16 protein-coding genes are annotated in these 18,425 nt (G+C 72.3%); 11 read left to right on the top strand and 5 right to left on the bottom strand.

Annotated elements, in window-relative coordinates:
- Nucleotides 1–2 precede the first annotated feature (2 nt).
- Nucleotides 3–461: a hypothetical protein gene (locus AB0K67_RS09930; protein WP_364055808.1), complete on the bottom strand. Its 459-nt coding sequence runs from the start codon at nucleotides 459–461 to the stop codon at nucleotides 3–5.
- 379 nt (nucleotides 462–840) lie between these two features.
- Here AB0K67_RS09930 and AB0K67_RS09925 point away from each other — a divergent pair, with 379 nt between their 5' ends.
- The 6 genes from AB0K67_RS09925 (at nucleotide 841) to AB0K67_RS09900 (ending at nucleotide 7,066) form a co-directional block, all read left to right on the top strand.
- Complete coding sequence (locus AB0K67_RS09925; protein WP_364055805.1) at nucleotides 841–2,502, top strand: ubiquinol-cytochrome c reductase cytochrome b subunit; 1,662 nt, start codon at nucleotides 841–843, stop codon at nucleotides 2,500–2,502.
- A 78-nt stretch (nucleotides 2,503–2,580) separates the two neighbouring features.
- Nucleotides 2,581–3,804, top strand: coding sequence for a site-2 protease family protein (locus AB0K67_RS09920; RefSeq protein WP_364055802.1), 1,224 nt, complete (start codon nucleotides 2,581–2,583; stop codon nucleotides 3,802–3,804).
- A gap of 976 nt (nucleotides 3,805–4,780) precedes the next feature.
- A complete protein-coding gene (locus AB0K67_RS09915) occupies nucleotides 4,781–5,191 on the top strand; it encodes a hypothetical protein (RefSeq protein WP_364055799.1) in 411 nt (136 codons plus the stop codon).
- Nucleotides 5,192–5,573: 382 nt separating this feature from the next.
- Nucleotides 5,574–5,852: a hypothetical protein gene (locus tag AB0K67_RS09910; protein ID WP_364055796.1), complete on the top strand. Its 279-nt coding sequence runs from the start codon at nucleotides 5,574–5,576 to the stop codon at nucleotides 5,850–5,852.
- Between the two features lie 242 nt (nucleotides 5,853–6,094).
- Nucleotides 6,095–6,556 (top strand): hypothetical protein, encoded by a 462-nt coding sequence (locus AB0K67_RS09905; RefSeq protein ID WP_364055793.1) that lies wholly within the window; start codon nucleotides 6,095–6,097, stop codon nucleotides 6,554–6,556.
- Nucleotides 6,557–6,718: 162 nt separating this feature from the next.
- Nucleotides 6,719–7,066 carry a hypothetical protein gene (locus AB0K67_RS09900; RefSeq protein WP_364055790.1) on the top strand — a complete coding sequence of 116 codons (348 nt, stop codon included), beginning with the start codon at nucleotides 6,719–6,721 and terminating at the stop codon, nucleotides 7,064–7,066.
- Between the two features lie 189 nt (nucleotides 7,067–7,255).
- Here the strand turns inward: AB0K67_RS09900 and AB0K67_RS09895 are convergent, their stop codons facing one another.
- Complete coding sequence (locus AB0K67_RS09895) at nucleotides 7,256–8,266, bottom strand: hypothetical protein (RefSeq protein ID WP_364055787.1); 1,011 nt, start codon at nucleotides 8,264–8,266, stop codon at nucleotides 7,256–7,258.
- Nucleotides 8,267–8,349: 83 nt separating this feature from the next.
- Here AB0K67_RS09895 and AB0K67_RS09890 point away from each other — a divergent pair, with 83 nt between their 5' ends.
- The 3 genes from AB0K67_RS09890 to AB0K67_RS09880 all read left to right on the top strand — a co-directional run bounded on the left by AB0K67_RS09890 (nucleotide 8,350) and on the right by AB0K67_RS09880 (nucleotide 13,094).
- Nucleotides 8,350–9,303, top strand: a complete 954-nt coding sequence (locus AB0K67_RS09890) for a helix-turn-helix domain-containing protein (RefSeq protein ID WP_364055784.1) — start codon at nucleotides 8,350–8,352, stop codon at nucleotides 9,301–9,303.
- 219 nt (nucleotides 9,304–9,522) lie between these two features.
- A complete protein-coding gene (locus tag AB0K67_RS09885) occupies nucleotides 9,523–11,394 on the top strand; it encodes an ABC transporter ATP-binding protein (protein WP_364055781.1) in 1,872 nt (623 codons plus the stop codon).
- Nucleotides 11,391–13,094, top strand: coding sequence for an ABC transporter ATP-binding protein (locus AB0K67_RS09880; RefSeq protein ID WP_364055778.1), 1,704 nt, complete (start codon nucleotides 11,391–11,393; stop codon nucleotides 13,092–13,094). The genes AB0K67_RS09885 and AB0K67_RS09880 overlap by 4 nt, the downstream gene beginning before the upstream one ends.
- A 2-nt stretch (nucleotides 13,095–13,096) precedes the next feature.
- Here the strand turns inward: AB0K67_RS09880 and AB0K67_RS09875 are convergent, their stop codons facing one another.
- A complete protein-coding gene (locus tag AB0K67_RS09875) occupies nucleotides 13,097–13,756 on the bottom strand; it encodes a helix-turn-helix domain-containing protein (RefSeq protein WP_364055775.1) in 660 nt (219 codons plus the stop codon).
- A gap of 35 nt (nucleotides 13,757–13,791) precedes the next feature.
- Nucleotides 13,792–14,892 (bottom strand): hypothetical protein, encoded by a 1,101-nt coding sequence (locus AB0K67_RS09870; RefSeq protein ID WP_364055772.1) that lies wholly within the window; start codon nucleotides 14,890–14,892, stop codon nucleotides 13,792–13,794.
- A gap of 202 nt (nucleotides 14,893–15,094) precedes the next feature.
- On the opposite strand from AB0K67_RS09870, the gene AB0K67_RS09865 reads away from it, so the two are divergent.
- Nucleotides 15,095–15,481 (top strand): DUF6578 domain-containing protein, encoded by a 387-nt coding sequence (locus AB0K67_RS09865; RefSeq protein WP_364055769.1) that lies wholly within the window; start codon nucleotides 15,095–15,097, stop codon nucleotides 15,479–15,481.
- Between the two features lie 111 nt (nucleotides 15,482–15,592).
- Complete coding sequence (locus AB0K67_RS09860; RefSeq protein ID WP_364055766.1) at nucleotides 15,593–16,840, top strand: IS4 family transposase; 1,248 nt, start codon at nucleotides 15,593–15,595, stop codon at nucleotides 16,838–16,840.
- A gap of 308 nt (nucleotides 16,841–17,148) precedes the next feature.
- Here the strand turns inward: AB0K67_RS09860 and AB0K67_RS09855 are convergent, their stop codons facing one another.
- Entirely contained in the window at nucleotides 17,149–18,363 is a 1,215-nt protein-coding gene (locus AB0K67_RS09855) for a helix-turn-helix domain-containing protein (protein ID WP_364055763.1), read from the bottom strand.
- Nucleotides 18,364–18,425 lie beyond the last annotated feature (62 nt).

Here is an 18,425-nt window from a genome sequence, read left to right as displayed (position 1 = left end):
GTTCATCGGGGTCCCCTTCGCGTCAGGTGGCGGATGACGGGAGCGGCGGTGCGGCCGAACGCCGTACGCCGGCCCTCCGGCTGGCCCTCGACCCGCAGCACCTCGCCGGTCTCCAGGAGCTGCTTGAGCGCGCGTACCTGCTCCCTGGTCGCGCCGTCGGCGGTGCGGACCGCGATCTCCGTGCCCCGCCCGCCCGGCGCGCGGCTGATACGGATCTCGTGCCGCTCGGCCAGCCTCGCGAGCAGGTCCGGCCGGTCCCTGCCGGTCAGCGCGGCGGGGTCGGCCTCGACCGTGACCGCGTACCAGGGGACGGTCTCGGGGCGTCGGGACCGCAGCACGCGTGCCGCCATCGCCGCCGTCGCTCCCGCCGCGGCGGCGCCCGCCAGCAGCAGCCCCCGCCGTCTCGGGGCGCGGGCGCGGTGGTGTCGCGTGCGCCTGGTGAACGTGCGTGTGCGTTTCATGAGTGCGCGGCTGCCCGTCACACGTACCCGCAAACCGGCCGCAGCGCCCGCCGCGAACCGCCCCGGCCAGCGCCGCGCGCTCGTCCGCGAACCGCCCGGCCCAGCGCCGCGCGCTCGTCCGCGAACCGCCCCGCTTTCCGTCCGTGCCCACTCGCGGACCGCCCGCGACGCCTGCCTTCCACCCCCACTCCCGAGGGCGCCTGCGGGAGCCCTGCCGATGCCCGTTCGGAGAAGTCCTTGCTGGTGCTTGTGTTTTCCCGGGGCCGATCGGGGGCAGCCGCCTAACCAGTCGCCCCGGAGTTCCAGCGTGGGGCAGGCGATCGCGGGGGCGGAGATCGTCCCGCCGGTGCCGGGGCCGCGGCTATGGGGGAGGCCATCGATGGAGACACCGCCGAAGTTCATCAGCGGGCCGAGCACGTTCCTGGACGACCGTCTCGGCGGTGCCGCCTTCCTCAAGCGCAACATGCGCAAGATCTTCCCGGACCACTGGTCGTTCCTGCTGGGCGAGATCGCGCTCTACACGTTCATCATCCTGCTGCTGACCGGCACGTTCCTCACCTTCTGGTTCCGTCCCAGCATGGGTCACGTCATCTACGACGGCCCGTACGCGCCGCTGCTCGGCGTGCAGATGTCCGAGGCGTACGCGTCCACGCTGGAGATCAGCTTCGAGGTGCGCGGCGGCCTGCTGGTGCGGCAGATCCACCACTGGGCGGCCCTGCTGTTCGTGGCGAGCCTGGTCGTGCACATGCTGCGGGTGTTCTTCACCGGCGCCTACCGCAAGCCGCGCGAGCTGAACTGGCTCATCGGCATCGGCCTGTTCACGCTGTCGCTGTTCGAGGGCCTGACCGGCTACTCGCTGCCCGACGACCTGCTGTCCGGCGCCGGTCTGCGCATCACGCAGGGCGTGCTGCAGTCGATTCCGCTGATCGGTACGTACCTGTCGTTCTTCCTCTTCGACGGCGAGTATCCCGGCGAGACCGTGATCGAGCGCTTCTACGCCCTGCACATCCTGCTCATCCCGGGCATCCTGCTCGCGCTCATCACCGCTCACCTCGTACTGATGTGGGTGCAGAAGCACACCCAGATGCCGGGCAAGGGACGTACCGAGCGCAACGTGGTCGGCTCGCCGCTGTACCCCGCCTTCATGGGCAAGTCGGGCGCGTTCCTGCTGTTCACGCTCGCGGTGCTGTGCGGGCTCGCGACGTTCGCACAGATCAACCCCATCTGGCTCTTCGGCCCGTACTCACCGGCCGACATCTCCGCCGGTTCCCAGCCCGACTGGTACATGGGCTTCCTGGAAGGCTCGCTGCGGCTCATGCCGCCATGGGAGATCAACCTCTTCGGCACCGCCGGAGGGACACTGCCGCTGAGCGTGCTCATCCCGGCCCTCGTGCCGCTCGGGTTGATCATCACGGGGCTCGTGCTCTTCCCGTTCCTGGAACAGTGGGTCACCGGCGACAAGCGCGAGCACCACATCGCCGACCGGCCCCGCAACAACCCGCACCGCACCGCGATCGGCATCTCCGCCATCACGTTCTACGGGGTCCTGTGGCTGCTCGGCGCGAACGACCTGTTCGCCACCCACTTCCACGTCAGCCTCAACTGGACGACGTACGCCGGCCGCGCGCTCATCTTCATCGGGCCCGCGCTGGCCTACTGGATCACGTACCGGATCTGCCTCGGCCTGCAGCGCTCCGACGCCAATGTCGTCTCGCACGGCGTCGAGTCGGGGGTCATCCAGCGGCTGCCGCACGGTGAGTTCATCGAGGTCCACGCGCCGCCGTCCGAGGACATCGAGGCGCACGTCCTCGGCAAGAAGCCCGTCCCGATGCTGCCGTCGGGGCCGGACGGCGACGGCGTGCCGCCCAAGGTCGCGCGCGGGCCGCTCGGCAAGCTCAGGATCAAGATGAGCCGCGCGTACGGAGGCGAGAGGATCCGCCTCTCCAGCGGCGACGGCCACGGAGACGGTCACGGGCCCGGCACCGACGTCGAGGGCCGCGACACCCCGCCAACGGCCAGGACCGGCCCGCCCGAGCAGTAGCCGCACCCCCGCGGAGCGCAGGTGACCTTTCCTGCCCTGAGGGTAAGGGACGGCGACAGCCATTCCGCGGGAGGAAAGATGCGCTCCTCGATTCCTCTTGGCCGCATCGCCGGGGTCCGGGTCGGGCTCAACATCAGCGTGCTGGTCATCGTCGTCATCCTGGTCGTGGGGCTGGCCTTCGGGCGGTTCCCGGCCGTCTTCCCCGGGCGATCCCCGGCGGTCTACCTGCTGGCCGGGCTGGTCGCGGCCGTGCTGTTCCTCGCCTCGCTGCTCGCCCACGAACTGGCGCACGCGGTCACCGCGCGCCGCCACGGCATCGACGTCGCGCAGATCACCCTGTGGCTGCTCGGCGGCGTCGCCGAACTGCGCGGCGAGCCGCGCACGCCGGGCGCCGACCTGAAGATCGCGGTCGTCGGGCCGCTCACGAGCCTGCTGGTCGGCGTGGTCTCCGGGGCCATCGCGCTGCTCGCCGACGCCGCTCTGGGGACGCCGCTGCTGGCCGGCGTCTTCTGGTACCTCGCCGCCGTCAACGTCCTGCTCGCCATCTTCAACCTCATCCCCGCCGCGCCGCTCGACGGCGGACGCGTGCTGCGGGCCGCGCTGTGGGCGCGCTGGGGCGACCGTACGCGGGCGGCCGTCGCCGCCGCCCGTGCCGGCCGGGTCTTCGGGTACGTGCTCATCGCCCTCGGCTTCATCCAGGTGCTCGCCGGGCTCGGGTTCCAGGGGTTCTGGCTGGCCCTCATCGGCCTGTTCCTGGTGAACGCCGCCACCGCCGAGGAGCAGCAGACCCAGCTCGGCCACGCCCTCTACGGGCTGCGCGTGGCCGACGTGATGTCCGGCAACCCCATCACCGCCCACCCCGACGAAACCGTGGCCGGCCTCATCGACCGGGTCGTGCTGCGGCACCGGCTGTCCACGTACCCGCTGGTCGACGGGCACGGCACCTTCACCGGACTCGTCACGCTCAACCGCATCCGCCAGGTCCTTCCCCAGGACCGCGCCGTCACGCGGCTGAGCGACATCGCCTGCCCGGCCCACGAGGTGCCCAAGGCACGCCCCGACGAGCAGCTCACCGACCTGCTCCAGCGCATGGGCCGCAGCACGGACGGGCGCGCCGTCGTCCTCGACCCCACCGGCCGCCTCCTCGGCCTCATCACACCCAGCGACGTCAGCCGCGTCGTCGCCACGGCCGGCCTGCGCGCCACAGACCCCTACCTGGGGCCGCGGGGTGCGGACATCGCCGTACCGCACCAGCGCCGAGAGGAGCCCGGCCCCGTCCGCCACCACCACGACGCCACCTGACCGCTTCCACCTGGGGGTGGACCACCGCTTCTCCCTGCCTGCGCGGTCCTACTGCCCGGGCTTGCCTGCCCCAGCAACCTGGGCCCGCTTTCGACCGCGTCGCGCACCGTAACCCCCGGGCCCACTTCCGATCGCGTCCCGCGCTGCTACCTGGGCCCGCCCCCTGAGCGCGTCTCGTGCCGCAGCCGGGCCCGCTTTCGACCCCGCCCGCGCCACAACCCTGCGCCTGCGCCTGCCCTCGGACCACAGCCCGCGCCACAATCTGCGCTTGCCCTCGGACCGCAGCCCGCGCCACGCCCTTGAGCCCGCCTCACAGCCACGGCCCGCCCTACTACCCACGGCCGGCCCTACCTTCCACGGCTGCTCACGGTCGGCCGGATCTCCCACGGCTGGGCCTACCTTCCACGGCTGCTCACGGTCGGCCGGACCTCCCACGGCCGGCCTGCTCCCTGAGCGGGACCCCAGCCCACGGCCGGCCTGCTCCTTGGGCGCGGCCTCAAGCCACCGTCGGCCCAACTGCGGCCCACCCCGCGATCCCGGTCACTCCGAGACCTCGACCTATCTCGCGACTTCGACCTGCCTCGAGACCTCGACAAGCCATCAGAGCCCGGCTCGCACCATGACTCGGACCCCGGCGTGCCCGCGCTGCCGGCCCACTGGCGCGAACGCCGCCCCTACGGGCACCGCCTCCTCGTCGTGGCCCCGCAGTCCTGCAGCCCGCAGCTCCCCGTACCCCCGCCCCTGCCGCCACCCGAAAGCTCGTAGCCCTCGCCCCCAGAAACCTCGTCTGGGGGCCGGTGGGCGTCGTGTTATTGAATGCAATCTGTGGGTTTTGACGGGTTGTTTGGGTTTAAGGAGGTAACTGAGAACATCTGCATGGGTACGTCTGCTTGCGTCTAGGTGTCCCGACAAAAGTGCGGGTGCCGGATTCTGGCCAATTTATCCAGGCAAGGAAACGAGTGCAGTGAATACCAACATGTCCCGCCGCGGACGGTACGCGATGCTGGCCGTGGCCGCCGCCGCTTCCAGCGTCATCTTCCTTCCGCTGGCCCAGGGTGTGGCCTCCGCCAGCGCGGGCTTCCACACCGTTCAGGCCGGCGGCCCGCCCGCTCCGGCGGCGCCGGTGCGCCACGTCACCAAGGTCCGCCACGTGCCCAAGGAGAAGCCCATTCTCCACAACCCGCGGTTCCACATGCCGCGGATCCGGGTGATCATCCACAACCGCAACCACAACAAGAACCGCCGCCACGAGCTGCGCCACCACCGCCACGAGCGGGTGCAGCCGCTGCAGGTCGAGCGCGAGGAAGTCGAAGCGCCAGAGGAAGAGGTCGAGAACGAGCCGGAGAGGAACGACGGCCGCTGGTGGTGGCCGAGCGAGCTGCGCTAATGCGCGATCGGTCCTCGTACGGAAGCGACAGGGTCGCGGTGTGAGTGGTGGGGTCTGCGGGCCTCCGGACGGGACGGCCCGCACGGACCCCGCACCAGCCGCCCGCACCGCGGCCCTGTCGCGGCACCGGAGAAAGGACCACTGGGCCCCGTATCATCCCGCTCGGCGAAAGCCGCCTCCAGTGAAAAGGCCGGTCGCCGCTCAACGAATGACCGACCGAAAAGCGACGGCCGATCATGCCTGGCACCTTCGTGGTTCTCCACAATTGGGCATGACTCGGCTAGCATCGTGATTCACTCGGATATTTCCGGCGGCGCGGGGAGTTTCCACGTTGACCTACCTGGGGGAGGATCCGCCGCGAGAGTGGCCCGACACTCTCGACGTGACCAAACTGCTGGACAACGGATGGCGCCCCCGCCCCTTCCGGCAACTCCTCCTGAAAGTGCACAGCCGCTGCAATCTGGCCTGTGACTACTGCTACGTCTCCACTCTCGCGGACCAAAGCTGGCGGTCGCAGCCCAAAGTCATGGCCCCGGAACTCGTCACCGCCGCCGCGGAACGCATCGCCGAACACGCCACCGCACACGGGCTCACCTCCGTACGCCTGATCCGGCACGGCGGCGAACCCCTGCTCACGGGCGCACCTACTTACGCAAGGTAGTCGAGGCCATCGGGCTCATCTGGTCGTGGAGACCGCCGGCACGATCGAGCAGACCGACTCACTCGAAGCCGCCGGCCACGGCGCCGCCGCGACCGGCCTGACGCCGGGTGGCGGCGGCAAGCAGAAGGCAAAGTCCTCGTCAGCGGGCTGCCGCAGTCCGAACGGTGGGTCACGCGCGCCCTGGGCGCCGAGTACGGGCTGTCCGCCACTAACGCGCACGCCGCGGTCATGCGGGCGCGCTCGTGCTCATCGTGGACGGCATCGAGGAACTCGAATCCACCCGACCTTCCGAGTTCCTGGCATGGGCGCGGAACACTCCTTGCGGCGTCGTGCTCACCGGACGGGACGCGGAGCCGGATGGATTCGAGACGGTACGCGTGCTCGGGACCGCGCCCTCCGAGGCCCGGCGACGGCTGGAGGGCCTGCTGACCGCCCGCGAGGCCGACCCCGACCGGCTGCTCGGCCTGACTCTGCGGCGAGTCGCCCGTGCATTTGGTACGGCGAGTGGTCACGTGGTGTCGGGCGAGAGCACCGACGTCCGGACCAAGCCGCGGGACGCGGGCGTGTACGACGTGCCGGCCTTCCTGGACGCCGCCGTCGACGCGGGCCTTCTCTGCCCGGCAGGCGACGGGATCTACCATTTCGTGCATCCGCTGATTCGCGAGCACCTGGCCGCCGTCACACCCACTTCATTCATGAATTAGCGGAGAAACGCGCGTCCGTACGCCATGATTGTGCAATTTCAAGGCCGCCGGATGTTTTCAATCCCGGGCGGCCGATGTGGCGGCGAGAAAGATTTTCCGGTGGCCACTTGACGGCTTCCCGTCGGCGTTCGTCACCATGGGCGGAGAGGAAGGGAGGGACACATGCTCAAAACAGCATGCGCCACCGCTGCCATGGTGGCCGCCGCCCTCGTCCCGTCAGCGTCATCCCAGGTCAACGCCGATACGGCGGATTGCTTCCGTACCGCCACCGGTGTCTCGGAGTCGCGCGCGGCGCCGTGTAAGTGGATGACCGGCGAGTCCGGTCGCAGATGCTTCTACTGCAAGGGGAAGCGCGGCGGCTGGAAACGCCAGTACTGCGAGCAGAAACAGACCAAGCCGAAGCTCAGGGAATGCGATACGGCGCCCGACACGACCAATCCGAAGAAGGTCTGCACGATATGTAAGGAGGACGGCACGGTGGTGTCGCGGGACTGCAAGACGACACCATAGTCCGGCCTGCTCCTCACCGCGTGAACGCCCCGGCCGTCGTATGGCGGCCGGGGCGGCGTGCGCCTCGGCCGTCGCGTGGCGGCCGGGGCGGTGTGCGCCTCGGCACCGGAGCCACCCCGTCGCGTCTGACCGGGCGGCCGTCGCGTCGGCTGGGATGGCGGGTGTGTTCAGGCCCGTGTGGCGTGCGCGTCAGCCCGGCACTAGTTCCGTGCGCAGCTCGTGGGAGCCGTCCGGGCGGCGGGCCTCGTAGAACAGGCGGTGGCCGCCTCCGGGCAGGGGCAGCACCTCCAGGTAGCGCACGTCCGCCACGGGCTCCGCGCCCACTGGGATGAGTAGCGGGCCGCTGACCGGATCCGCGCCTATCGGGGTGGGTAGTGGGCCGGCGACCCGATCCGTGCCTTCCGGGGTGGGTAGTGGGCCGGCGACCGGGTCCGCGCCCACCGGGGCGTTGACGGGCTCTGTGCCCATCGAAGCCGGCAGCGGGCCGCCAGCAGGTACGGCGATGCCCGTGCGTTCCCGCCAGTTCTCCGCGGCCGAGGCGCGGCCGTCGTAGGACGCGCGGCCGTCCGGCAGCACGGCGGTCAGCCGGGCTCCGCGGGCGTCCCAGGCGCCGGGGCGGCCGGTCAGGACCGTGCCGTGCCACCGCCAGGTCAGCCCGTCATCGCTGGTCGCGTACGCGGTGCTCATGCGGTCCTCGGCCCCCGGCACGTCCAGCGGGTGGCAGCACAGCCACGCCCGCCAGGTGCGGCCGTCGTGACGGATCACCGGGTCCTTGACCCCGGTACGAGAATCGCCCGCGAAGACCGTACGCACCCGGGCCGTCGCCAGGCCCTCCGGCGATGCGGCTTCGAGCACGCCGATCCACCAGTGCTTGGTCCCCGGCGTGGCGCAGCTGACGTACAGCCGCCAGCGCCCGGACGGCGTGCGGACCAGGGCGGGACGCTCCACCATGGCCGCGCGGAAGCGGTCGCGCGGCAGCAGCGCGACCGTGGTGAAGCGCCCGCCGTCCACCGAGCGGGCCACGACGTTGCGGTCCTCGCCGTCGCGTACCCGGTAGGCGAGTACGTACGTGCCGTCGTCGTCGAGCGCGGCGCTCGGCGCGCCGGCCCAGCGCTGCGGCCCGGGGCCCGGAGCGGGCACGGCGACCGCCGGGCGGCCCTGTCCGGGCAGCGGGAAGCGCGGGTGCGTGGTGATGGTCATGCCCCCAGCGTCGCGGGCGGCACCGGAGGCGGGGGAGTGGCAGGAATGACCAGATGCGGGAATTTCCTGCCAGAATCGCAGACGTGATCCGCGATGTCGTCGCCGTCGTCGGGGACGTGGCCGCCACGTTCGAGCTGGGGATCGTCTGCCAGGTGTTCGGCCTCGACCGTTCCGACGACGACCTGCCCGGGTACGACTTCGCGGTCTGCGCGCCCACGCCCGGCCTCGTGCCGACCACCTCCGGCTTCTCCGTCCAGGTCGAACACGGGCTCGACCGCATCGCCCGCGCCGACCTGGTGACCGTGCCCGCCTGGCCCGCGCTCGACGCGCCCGTGCCCGAGCCGCTGCTCGCCGCCCTGCGCGCGGCGGCCGAACGGGGCGCGCGCGTGCTCACCATCTGCACAGGAGCCTTCCTCGCGGCCGCCGCCGGGCTGCTCGACGGCCGCAGGGCCACCACCCACTGGCAGTTCGCCGGCCTGCTCGCGCGCGCCCACCCCCGTGTCAGGGTCGAGCCGGACATCCTGTACGTCTCCGACGGCCCCGTCCTCAGCAGCGCCGGAGCGGCCGCCGGGATCGACGCCTGCCTGCACCTCATCCGGCTGGAGTACGGTGCCGCCACGGCCAACGCCCTGGCCAGACGCCTCGTGGTGCCCGCACATCGGGCCGGCGGGCAGGCCCAGTACGTCGAGGCGCCCATGCCGCCGCCGCGCACCCCGTACGAGCTGTCGGAGCTGCTCGACTGGATCACCCGGCACCTCGACCGGCCGCTCACCGTGGAGGCGCTCGCCGCGCGCGCCGCCATGTCGCCGCGTACGTTCGCCCGCCGGTTCAAGGCGCTGACCGGCACCACGCCGCACCGCTGGCTGCTCGAACAGCGGCTGCGCCTCGCCGAAGAGCTGCTGGAGACCACCGAGCTGAGCGTGGACGCCGTGGCGGCGCGGGCCGGGTTCGGCGGCGCGGACACCCTGCGACACCACTTCGCCGCCCGGCGCGGCATCGCGCCCGCGGCCTACCGCCGCGCCTTCCGCCGCCTGTGATCCGCGCCTTTTTATGCGCTTTCCGCCCCTGTCCTGAGTTCCCACCGGTGGGCGGCACGTCTCAAGCTCTTCCACCGCGCCCTTCCATCGCGCCCTTCCACCGCGCCCTTCCATCGCGCCCTCCCTGCGCCCGAGCCCCATTCCGGACATCGGCTCGCGCACCCCACCTCCTTCTCGCATACCCTTATTCGTACGCGTACGAAAAATGAAGGGAGCGCGATGACCGCCATCGAATCCGCACCGGCGGCGGCGCGGCGCGAACGCGTCCGCGACCCCGCGCCCGACCCGGGCACGGCCGGACTCCTGCGCCCGCACATCCCGGGCTTCGCCGCCGTGGTGATCCTCCAGATCGCCGGGGCCCTCGCCGGCCTCGCCCCGCTGCTGGCCGTCGTCGAGCTGGGCCGCACGCTGCTCGCGCCGGGACCGATCGACGCCGGACACGTCCGTACGGTGGTGATCGCGGGCGCGGCCGGGCTGCTCGTCCGGCTGGTGTGCACCGCGACGTCGTCCGGCATCGGCCACCTGGTCGACACCGACGTGCAGCTCGCGCTGCGCAGGCGGCTCGCCGAGCGGCTCGGGCGGGCGCCGATGGGCTGGCTGTCGCGACGCCGCACCGGCGAGCTGGCCAAGGTGGTCGGGGACGACGTCAGCGCCATGCACCCGCTGATCGCACACACGCCCGGCGAGCTGACCGCCGCGTTCGTGGTGCCCGCGGCATCGCTGATCTACCTGCTCACCGTCGACTGGCGGCTCACGCTCATCACGCTGATCCCCGTCGCGCTCGCCCTCATGCTGGTGCCGCTGCTGATGCTGCCGGCCAGGGCCCGCGAGCAGCGCGAGTTCGAGGCCGCCATGGGGCGCATCGCGGACTCGGTGGTCGAGTTCGTGCAGGGGATCGCGGTGGTGAAGGCGTTCGGCGGGTCGCAGCGGGCGCACCGGGCGTTCATCACCGCCGTGGACGACTTCGTCGGCACCTTCCTGCGCTGGGTGCGCGGCATGTCGCCGATCGCGGCGGCGATGCGGCTGGTGCTGGCGCCGCCGTTCGTGCTGCTGGTCGTGCTGATCGGCGGTGCGGTGCGCATCGCGTCGGGCGGTCTGGCGCCGGCGGACCTGCTGCCGTTCCTGCTGCTCGGGCTCGGGCTGACCGCTCCGGTGGCGGCGCTCGGCCACGGGTTCGACGACGTGACCGCCGCGGGCCGCGCGCTCGGCCGCGTCAAGGAGGTGCTGTCCGTACGGCCGCTGCCGGAGCCGGAACGTCCGGTGACACCGAGCGGCCACCGGGTGGAGCTGCGCGGCGTGCGCTTCGGCTACGAGGAGGACCGCGAGGTGCTGCGCGGCGTGGACCTGGTGCTGGAGCCCGGCACCACGACCGCCGTGGTCGGACCGTCGGGCAGCGGGAAGTCCACCCTGGTCCGGCTGCTGCCGAGGTTCTTCGATCCGGCGGAGGGCGCGGTGCTGCTCGGCGGCGCCGACCTGCGCGACATCGCCGCCGACGAGCTCTACCGGCGGGTCTCGTTCGTCTTCCAGGACGTACGCCTGCTGCGCGCGTCCGTCGCCGACAACATCGCGCTCGCGGTGCCGCACGCCGATCGCGACGCCATCGTGCGGGCCGCCCGGCTGGCCGGCATCCACGACCGCGTCATGGAGCTGCCGCGCGGCTACGACACGGTCATCGGCGAGGAGGCCAGGCTGTCGGGCGGCGAGGCCCAGCGCGTCGCGCTCGCCCGCGCCCTGCTGGCCGACACGCCCGTCCTGGTGCTCGACGAGGCCACCTCCTTCGCCGACCCGCAGACCGAGCAGGCCGTACGCCGCGCCCTCGCCGGCCTCGGCGGCGACCGGACGATCCTCGTCATCGCCCACCGTCAGGAGACCATCGCCGGGGCCGACACCGTCGTCCTGCTGGAGGACGGCGTGATCACCGAACAGGGAGCCCCGGCCGAGCTGCTGCGGCGGGGCGGCAGGTTCGCCGCGTTCTGGCGCGCCCACGACCCGCGACAGGCCGGGGAGCGCCGGCCCGCGCACGACCCGGCACAGGCAGGCGCGTACGACGCGGCGCAGGCCGGGGAGCGGCAAGGAGAGGAGGCACGATGATCAAAACGCTGCTGCGGGTGCTCGGCGACCAGTACGCCCGCCCGATGCGCCGCACCCTGGCCCTGATGGCGGTGGCCGCCGTCGCCGAGGGCCTGTCGTACGCGCTGCTCGTCCCGGTCCTGCGCGAGCTGCTCGGCGGCGCGCCGGAGAGTGCCGTGCCGTGGCTGGCGGGGTTCGGGGCGGCGGTCGCCGGTTACGCCGTGCTGCGCTACGCCGCCGACCTGTCCGGCATGAGGGTCGGCACCACGATGCTGCGCGGCATGTACTACCGGCTCGGCGGCCACCTGGCCAGGCTGCCCATCGGCTGGTACGACACCGGCCGGGTCGGCGAGGTGTCCGTCATGGCGGGACGCGGCCTGCTCCAGGCGATGGGCGTGGCCGCGCACCTGCTGGCGCCGTTCGTCTCGGCGGTCGTGACGCCGCTGACGATCGTGGCCGTGATGTCCGTCTTCGACTGGCGGATGGGCCTGGCCGCGCTGGTCGCCGCGCCCGCCGTCGCGGGGGTCCAGGCGTACGCCGCCCGCGCGACGGCCGCCGCCGACGCTGACCGGCACGAACGCGACAAGGAGTCCACCGACCGGGTCATCGAGTATCTTCAGGCCCAGCCGGTGCTGCGGGCCGGCGGCCGGAGCGGGGAGCGGTTCGCGCTGCTCGACGACGCGCTGCGGCACGTACGGCGGGCCGCGCGCGCCACCCTGCTCGCCACGCTGCCCGCCGCCGTGGGCCTGACGCTCACCGTCCAGGTGGTGTTCACGGCGCTGCTGGCCCTGGGCGCGTACCTCGCGCTCGGCGGCGGCATCGGCGCCGCGGAGGTGCTGGCGATCCTGGTGCTCGCGGCCCGCTGCGCCGACCCGCTGCTGTCGCTGGCGGAGATCGGCGGCAAGCTGCGCGGTGCCCGCGCCGAGCTGGACCGGCTCGACACCGTGCTGCACACCGAGCCGCTGCCCGAGCCGGCGAAGCCCGTCCTGCCCGACCGCCACGACCTGCGGCTCGACGCCGTCACCTTCCGGCACGGCGACCGCACCGTCCTCGACGGGGTGTCGCTGTCCGTGGCGGAGGGCGAACGGCTGGCCGTGGTGGGGCCGTCGGGCGCGGGCAAGAGCACGCTGCTGCACCTGCTGGCCCGCTTCTACGACGTGGACGCGGGCGCCGTGCGCATCGGCGGTGCGGACGTACGCGACGTCGCCGCGGAAGACCTGATGTCGCGCATCGCCATCGTCTTCCAGGACGTCTACCTCTTCGACGGCACCATCGAGGAGAACGTCAGGCTCGGCCGCCCCGGCGCCACCGACGCCGAGGTGCGGGCGGCGGCCCGCGCGGCCCGGCTGGACGAGGTCGTCGAACGCCTGCCGGGCGGCTGGGCGGCGAAGGTCGGCGAGGGCGGGGCGCGGCTGTCCGGAGGCGAGCGCCAGCGCGTCTCGATCGCGCGGGCGCTGCTCAAGGACGCCCCCATCGTGCTGCTCGACGAGGTGACCTCCGCGCTCGACCCGGTCAACGAGGCCGCCGTGCACGAGGGCGTCGAGCGGCTGATGGCGGGCCGTACCGTGGTGATGGTCGCGCACCGCATGCGCACCGTGCGCCGCGCCGACCGGGTGATCTTCCTCGACGGCGGCCGCGTCGTGGAGGAGGGCACGCACGAGGAGCTGGTGCGCAGCGGCGGCAGGTACGCGGGGTTCTGGGAGTTGTCGGTGACGCCGTGACCTCAGGGCGCGGTGGTCCGCAGCAGCCCGTCGATGATCGCGGTCAGCCCTTCGCGGTGGGTGTCGCGGGCGTTCAGCTCGGTCCAGCGGTCGGCCAGCGACGACAGCCTCGGATGGGTGCCCGCGCGCAGCCCGGCGACGACCGACTCCTCGTACGAGGGGACGCTGGAACGCCGCCGGGCGCCCTTCGCCCGGATCATGAGGTCGCCGACGATGTAGAACCAGATCGAGCGGTAGATGAACAGGGCGCGCTCCGGCGGGTGGCCGCACTGGACGGCGGCGTCGATCATCTCTTCGACGAACCACAGCGCCGAGGGGGCGATGAGGTCGCCGCCCGCCAGCACCTCGACGATCCACAGGCGTTCGGAGAGCTGCTCGTGCAGCATGGTCGCCACCGCGATCAGCCGCTCGCGCGGGTCCTCGGGGAGCTCGGGGCGGGGGATGCTCCTCGCCTGCTCCTCCATCACGCGCAGCAGCAGCTCGTCCTTGTCGCGTACGTGGTAGTAGAGCGTCATCGGCGCGCTGCCCAGCTCCTGGGCGAGGCGGCGCATCGACAGCTTCTCCGGGCCCTCCGAGCGCAGGATGCGATCGGCCGCCTCCAGGATCGCCTCAAGGGTGAGACGCGGGGGACGGCCTACGCCCTTCGCACGCTCCTGTGCCATGGCCACCAGCCTACGTCCAGGCCGGGCGGCGGCGATCACAGCAGGCGATCCGTACGCGCGGCGGCCTCCTCCCGGGTGGCGGCGACGAACGCCGCCCGCGGATCCGGTGCGGCGGGCTGCACCCGCGGATCCGGTGCGGCGGGCCGATCGTGCCGCTCGTAGTGCAGCAGGCAGGTCCTGATGCCGTGCAGCAGGTTGCGTAGCAGGTCGGGGGCGGGCCGCACCGGGTCGAGCGCGGTGAGCGGCAGATGGACGGCCTCGGACGCGGGCTCGCAGCCTCCGTACCCGGCCGCGTGGACGAGGTCTCGTGCGGCGGCGAGCCGGCGCCGTACCTCGCGCAGGCCGCACAGGTGGCCCTCGGCGACGTGCAGGGCGGTGCGGATGAGCGGGATGACCGCCTGCCGGGCCCGGACGCCGGAGTCGAGGGCGGCGGTGACGCCGGTGAGGCTCTCGACGGCGAGCGGCCGTCCTGGCCGCCCGGCCGCGGCCACGATGCGCTCGGGCGGCAGACCGGTGTGCCGGGCGGTGACGGCGAGCGCGGCGTGGAACCAGTGGGCGGCGGCGATGGCGGCGGCCGTGGGGTCCACCTCGGTCAGAAGGGTCTCGCCGCCGCACGGATCGTCGCGCAGCAGCCGGTCGGCCCGGGAGATCTGCAGGGGCGAGGCGTCCTCGCGGCTCAGCTCGACCGCCTGCCTGGCACGTTCGGACAGGTCACCGCGCTCCGCCTGCTCGACCGCGGCCAGCTCGGCCGCGACGTCGGTGGTGACGAGCGTGGTGAGCTGGGACGCGCCGATCGTCTGCAGCACCCTGGCGACGTCGTGCGCGGCCCGCTCGACCTCGGTGCCGTCCGGCAGGTCGGGCGGCCGCCTGGTGGCGATGAGGGCGGGCAGCACCTTGGCGAACGCCTCGCGCTCCCGCCGCCGGTTCGCGTCGTGGAGATCGCCGCAGCCGGCGGGGTGCGTGTACGCGCGCCAGCAGAGGCCGGACAGGCGGGTCAGCGCGGCGGCGAGCCGGCACGTGTCCTCACGCGGCTGGTCGCGGGTGAGCGGGGCCACGACGGTGGCGGTGTCGCCGATGCCGGTGCTCCACTGGGCGAGCAGCGTGGTGTGGGCACGATCGATGGCGTACCGAGTCACGAAGACCTCTTTATGCGGAGAAGGGGGACCGGAGTAGGTGAGGGCCATGCTCGGGCCGAATTCGGCCATGCCCAGGATGCTGGATTCGCCGCTCATGCGGAGCCGTTTTGCCGTTGTCCCACGTCCCTGATCTGCGGTTTTGCGGGGTAGTGCGGCTTAAATCCCGTTGTTGCGGGGCGGACGATCTGCCTACATTGCCGGTGTGAAGGTGAACGTGTGGGTGGTCGAGTGGCAGATGGCGTGCTGCGGCGACCCCTTCAGCGTGGGGTCTGAGGTCTCCTGGACCCTCGCCCCGGCCGACCGTAAGTGGCTGACGCAAGCTCTCGGAGAGGAGACCGCCGCCACGATCGAATGGGTCGAGGAGCATCACGACGAGCCCACACCCGACTACATCACCGTCGAAGGCCAGGTCACCGGCATCTCCCAGATATACGTCCGCTACGAGTACGCGCTGAACGAGAGAGATCCCCACCCGGCCGGAGGAGTGCTCGTACCGGTGCACTCCACGCACGGCGTGGACCGGCCGTCCGACCTCGGCCGCGACTTCAGCTGCATCGGGTGGGTCGCCACCCTCGACGTGCCGTCCTGACGACGCGTTCTCGCGACGCTCGGGTACGCCCGCCGCGCGGCTGAGCCAGGTGTCACGGAAGCCTTCCGCGTGCGCCGCACTTCATGATCACGACGTTGTTAAGATCAACTAGTGCGTAGAGTCAGACGGCGGGTCAGGACGGGTAAGGAGCCGGGGCTGCCGGATCGGGTGGCGATCGGCGTGCTCGTGGCGGCGTACCCGCCGGACCTGGTGGACGCCGCGATCGACGCCTGCGAGGCCCGCGAGTTACGGCGGCGGGCCCTGCCCGCGCAGCTGGTGGCGTACTACACGATGGCCATGACGCTCTGCTTCGACCTGGGCTACGGCGAGGTCTGGAACACGCTGCTCGCCGGCTTGTCCTTGTCGCCCGCCTCCCAGCCGCGGCAGGACGCCCGCATGCGGCCCTCGGCCGCGGCGATCAGCAAGGCGCGGGCGCGGTTGGGGTGGCGGCCACTGGCTGAGCTGCTGAGCATGGCCATGGCCCAGAACGGCCGGGAGCCCGCGCCGCGGGCGTACTGGCGGAATCTGCGCAAGCTCACGATCTCCGGCCTCGCCATGAAGGTTCCGGCCAGCCGGGCGAACGGCGCGGCGTTCGGCAGCGAACGGGAGGGCGGGCTGCCCCAGGTCGGGATGGTGGCCTTGACCGAGACCGGCAGCCGGGCGCTGGCGGGCGTACACGTCGGGCCGGCCGGCGAGGGCGAACAGGCCATGGCCCGGCGGCTGTGGCCGCTGCTGCGTCCCGGCGACGTGGTGGTGGCCGATCGGGGCTTCCTGTCGTACGCCAACCTCGACGCGGTGGTCCGCGCCGGGGCGCATGCGATCTTCCGCGCGGACGACGACGAGGACCTGCCGGTCCTGGAGCCGCTGCCCGACGGCAGCCATCTGTCGCGGATCACCGACACCTCGCACGACGGGGAAGCGGCGCCGACGACCGTGTACGGCGGGGAAGCGGCGCGGGCGGCCGCGCGCGGCGAGGGAGCGGCGCCGACGACCGGCCAGGGCATCCCGGTCCGGGTCATCGACTACCACGTCACCCGGAAGGACACGCCGGCCGACGAGCATGTCCGCCTGGTCACAACACTTCTCGATCGCGAGGCCTATCCGCTGGAGGAATTCCCCGCACGTCTCGCTGAACGCTGCGAGCTGGCGAGCGCCATTGGCGAGCTGGAGGCCCGGCTGCACGACGGGCCTGGCGTGCTGCTGCGCTCGAAGTCTCCTGACATGGTGCGGCAGGAGGTGTACGCGCTGCTCTGCGTTTATCAGGCGGTCCGCCACCTGGTGACGGCGTCCGCGGAGAACGAGGCGATGGACATGGGCCGCATCACCTTCACCCGCACCCCCGCCCCGGCAGCCTCGTAACCCGCCCCACGAGGTCACACGCGCAGCACGGTGACCGGTCGGCCGGACGGCGTGACCGCCTCTTCGAACGCGCCTAGCTCCGGCCACGGCGGTGCCTCGGGGCGGCGGTCGAAGATGACGAGTTTGCCGGTGGGGAGGGTGAGCCGGTCGAGGTAGCGGTCGAGCTGGGCCAGGCACTCGGGCAGCGGGTCGTCCTGGCGAGCGTCGCGGTGTTCGACGTGATCGTCGCCGTCCTCGACTGGTTCGCATCCGTGATGACCGCGCAGGAGGCACAGGTGTGAGCCGGCGCGACCCCGTCGCGCGCGGCGTCACTGTCTCGGTGGGGTCGAGTCGAGGTGGTGGAGTGCGAGGAGGAGGTCGGTGAGTGAGGTGACGTCGGTGAGGTCGCGGCCGAGCAGGTGCTCGATGGTGCGCAGCCGGTAGGGGACCGTGTTCGGGTGCACGTAGAGCGCCCGGGCGGTGGCGCGGGCGGACATGCCGTGGCGGAGGTATTCGCGCAGGGTGGCGAGGAGTTCGGGGCGGTCGAGCAGGGGTGCGAGCCGCGCCGAGAGCACGGCGGTCGCGTCGGGGTTGCGGGCCAGCATGACGTCGAGGCAGACGTCCTCGAACGTGACGACGCGGTCGGTCCAGCCGCGGCGGGCGGCGATCTGCGCCGCCTCCCTGGCCTTGCCGCAGACGTCTGTGATGTCGTCGAGCGGGGCGCTGTCGCGGCTGGTGGCCAGCAGGAACGAGCCGGGCCTGTGCGGGTCGGTGACGCTGCGCCGCAGCAGCCGGTGCAGGATCTCGTGGCCGTCGTCCGGGCGGTCGCCCGGCCCGTCGCCGGGCATGGGGCAGAGCAGGACGAGGTGCTGGTCGATACGGCCGAGGAGGATGCGTCCCGTGGTGTGGCCGGCCAGGAGGGCGAGCAGGTGCCGTTCGATGCGCAGGCTGAGCCCGGCGTCGCAGGCGGCGACCACGACCACGATCGCGGCGTGCGGCTGTGCGGGGTCGCTGCCGATGGCCTGGGCCTGCTGCCGGATCTCGTCGGGGGTCGCCTGCTGCTCGCCCACCAGCCGGGCGACGAGGTCGGTGCTCAGCCGGTCGTAGTAGGCGGTGACCTCGTTCTGGGTGCGCCGGTACTCGGTGGCCGACAGGCGCGCCACCTCGCTGAAGACGACGTTCAGCTCGGTGATGACCTGCCGGATGTCGGCGACGGGGAACGCGCCGGCGTGCCGGAGCACGTGCTGGACGCAGATCCGCTCCGAGGTGTTCCAGGACTGCAGCATCGCCTCCAGCGGCACGCCCGACAGCGCCCGGCTGGTGCCGATCTCCTTGGCCGCCTGCCGCGCCGCGCCGGTCAGCCGGGCGCCGTTCTCCAGGGAGGCGAGCAGTGCCTGGATGGAGATGGGGATGCGGGCGGCGAGGTCCTCCTTGGGCATGTGGGCGGTGTCGTAGCCGGGGATGCCCCAGACGCTCTCGAACGTCTCCTTGTTGATCTCCTCGGCGGACTCGGCAAGCAGGCGCTTGATTTGTGTGATTGACACAAACGCAGCATAACCGCGCCTGGTTCTTTGCCCATATGACCTGGCCTGGCTCTGGAGCATCC

It is taken from the genome of Nonomuraea sp. NPDC052634, assembly GCF_040678535.1.
Lineage (GTDB): Bacteria > Actinomycetota > Actinomycetes > Streptosporangiales > Streptosporangiaceae > Nonomuraea > Nonomuraea fastidiosa.
The sequence above is the reverse complement of the archived record's forward strand: the minus strand, read 5'-3'. Positions and strand labels throughout refer to the sequence as shown.

Excerpts from the sequence above, each read along its gene's own strand:
- AB0K67_RS09875 (WP_364055775.1), bottom strand. The coding sequence starts at position 13,756 with ATGGCACAGGAGCGTGCGAAGGGCGTAGGCCGTCCCCCGCGTCTCACC.
- AB0K67_RS09895 (WP_364055787.1), bottom strand. The coding sequence starts at position 8,266 with ATGACCATCACCACGCACCCGCGCTTCCCGCTGCCCGGACAGGGCCGC.
- AB0K67_RS09930 (WP_364055808.1), bottom strand. The coding sequence starts at position 461 with ATGAAACGCACACGCACGTTCACCAGGCGCACGCGACACCACCGCGCC.
- AB0K67_RS09920 (WP_364055802.1), top strand. The coding sequence starts at position 2,581 with ATGCGCTCCTCGATTCCTCTTGGCCGCATCGCCGGGGTCCGGGTCGGG.
- AB0K67_RS09915 (WP_364055799.1), top strand. The coding sequence starts at position 4,781 with ATGTCCCGCCGCGGACGGTACGCGATGCTGGCCGTGGCCGCCGCCGCT.
- AB0K67_RS09900 (WP_364055790.1), top strand. The coding sequence starts at position 6,719 with ATGCTCAAAACAGCATGCGCCACCGCTGCCATGGTGGCCGCCGCCCTC.
- AB0K67_RS09880 (WP_364055778.1), top strand. The coding sequence starts at position 11,391 with ATGATCAAAACGCTGCTGCGGGTGCTCGGCGACCAGTACGCCCGCCCG.
- AB0K67_RS09925 (WP_364055805.1), top strand. The coding sequence starts at position 841 with ATGGAGACACCGCCGAAGTTCATCAGCGGGCCGAGCACGTTCCTGGAC.
- AB0K67_RS09885 (WP_364055781.1), top strand. The coding sequence starts at position 9,523 with ATGACCGCCATCGAATCCGCACCGGCGGCGGCGCGGCGCGAACGCGTC.